Here is a 1,752-nt window from a genome sequence, read left to right as displayed (position 1 = left end):
TCGGGCTTGCCGGGTGGAGGCCAGCCGATGCTCTCGGCGAAGCGCTGACGGAGCTTCTTGATGTCGGAGATTCGGCGGCTCTTGTCGGTCTTGAGGTGCTGGATGTAGCGCTCCAGCTCTTTTGCCTGCTCAGTGCGCAACGAATTCGAGGCGGCGACACTGTCGTTGTAGAGGGATGTTTGTTTCATGATTTATTGCTAGTCCAGGTTAGGCAGTGTCGGGGAGGCGGGCTTCATGGCGCGGTGATCCACACGAACGAGCTTCTCCATGCCACGGAACTCGCGGATGAAGGCGACCAGATTGTCCGCCGCGCCGCCAATAATTGCCTTGCCCTTCTCCGCCGTGGCGAGGGTCGGCGCACCGGAAACCCCTGTGGGAGTCGCGCCACTGGTCCACTGCACCAGCTTCATCGGCCCCCAGCCGCGCGTGAGGTCCACCGAGAGAAACCTACTTCCCTCGCGCCCTGCCGCACCGCCGTAGTGATCGCTGGCCTTGTCCATCTGGACGTGCTCAGGAGCCAGGTGCAGGTACGCGCTGGTTTCTAATTCACAGGCATGGGCCGCGCCGCCATGCCCGCTTTCCCGGACTTTCTCAAACGCCTCTATGGCCAGATTCGTCCATATCGTCGAAGCCACCAGCGCCTCGGTCTCTAAAGTCGCACGCCGCGCAATGAACTCACAGAGGTGCTCGTTGGAGCCGTGGCCGTCTATAATGACGATCCGATCAAACCCGGCGTAGGCGACACTCTTGACCACATCCAAACAATACTCGATAAAGTGTGCGTAGGTCACGTGGATCGTGCCGGGAAAGTCCTGTCCGTGCTCATTGTAGCCGTAGGGAATGGTCGGCATCACGAGTAGCTCCTGCGGCGCACGCTTGGCTGCCTCCAAGCAAACACTACGCGCCAGAAAATTATCCACATCGAGCGGCAGATGATGCCCGTGCTGCTCCGTGCTACCAATGGGCAGGAGCACGATCTTTTGCGCCGTCACCGCCTCGTTGATCTCCGGCCATGTCAGGCCGTCGTAGAGTGTCTTGTCTAAACTGTTCATAATTTCTCTCCTTAGGACGGTAAACGTCCCGCTGTGGGGCCTTCGGCCGCCCCCTCGTGCCTCGTCGGTAAAATATCGCCGAAGGCGCGGCGGAGGTACGACGCCCTATAGCGGGACGTTTACCGTCCACGCGACGGCGAAACGCCCCATTGCCCCACGTTTATCGTGCGGGCACCGTAAACCTCTTGAGCGCCTCTTCGTCAATCTCAATCCCCAGGCCAGGAGTCATGGGGATGGGCAAAAAACCCTCGGCATCTAGTTTCCAGGGGATTTTGACGAGCTGGTCAATGTAGGGCGCGGGCGTGATGTACTCGACGTAGCGTGCTGTGGGAAGTGCCGCCGCCAGGGCGAGATCAGCGGCGAGGCCAATCGCCGTGTTCCAGCCGTGGCTGACGAAGCCGATATTATGGTCGTAGGCGGCCCAGGCGATCTTTCGAGCTTCGGAGAGGCCGCCGCACTTGGTCGTGTCGGGCTGGAGAATATCCACCGCGCCGCGCTCGATCCACGGCAGAAACGACTGCCGCCGCACCAGCACTTCGCCGCTAGTGATGGGAAGCGGCGCGTGCTCGCGTAGCTTGCAAAAGCCGTCTATGTCGTCGGGCGGGAGCGCTTCCTCAAACCAACCGACACCATAGTCGGCGAGCAGCTTACTGGTCTGGAGCGCCCACTTGTAGCCGTGGGGCCAGAACTGCTCCGAGCC

General features: G+C 61.0%; 2 protein-coding genes and 1 pseudogene. All 3 read right to left on the bottom strand.

The window, feature by feature from the left end; all coding sequences use genetic code 11:
* Positions 1-188 (bottom strand): annotated as a pseudogene (locus ACH2EH_RS09910) (hypothetical protein); the annotation flags it as partial.
* A 9-nt stretch (positions 189-197) separates the two neighbouring features.
* On the bottom strand, positions 198-1,052 hold the full coding sequence (locus tag ACH2EH_RS09905; RefSeq protein ID WP_395141237.1) for a creatininase family protein: 855 nt from the start codon (positions 1,050-1,052) through the stop codon (positions 198-200).
* 160 nt (positions 1,053-1,212) lie between these two features.
* The coding region (locus ACH2EH_RS09900) for an enolase C-terminal domain-like protein (RefSeq protein ID WP_395141235.1) at positions 1,213-1,752 on the bottom strand (540 nt) is incomplete at its 5' end.

The organism is Armatimonas sp., assembly GCF_043760365.1.
GTDB lineage: Bacteria > Armatimonadota > Armatimonadia > Armatimonadales > Armatimonadaceae > Armatimonas.
The sequence above is the reverse complement of the archived record's forward strand: the minus strand, read 5'-3'. Positions and strand labels throughout refer to the sequence as shown.

Bases quoted from the DNA above. Each gene is read 5' to 3' on its own strand.
- ACH2EH_RS09905 (WP_395141237.1), bottom strand. From the start codon at position 1,052: ATGAACAGTTTAGACAAGACACTCTACGACGGCCTGACATGGCCGGAG.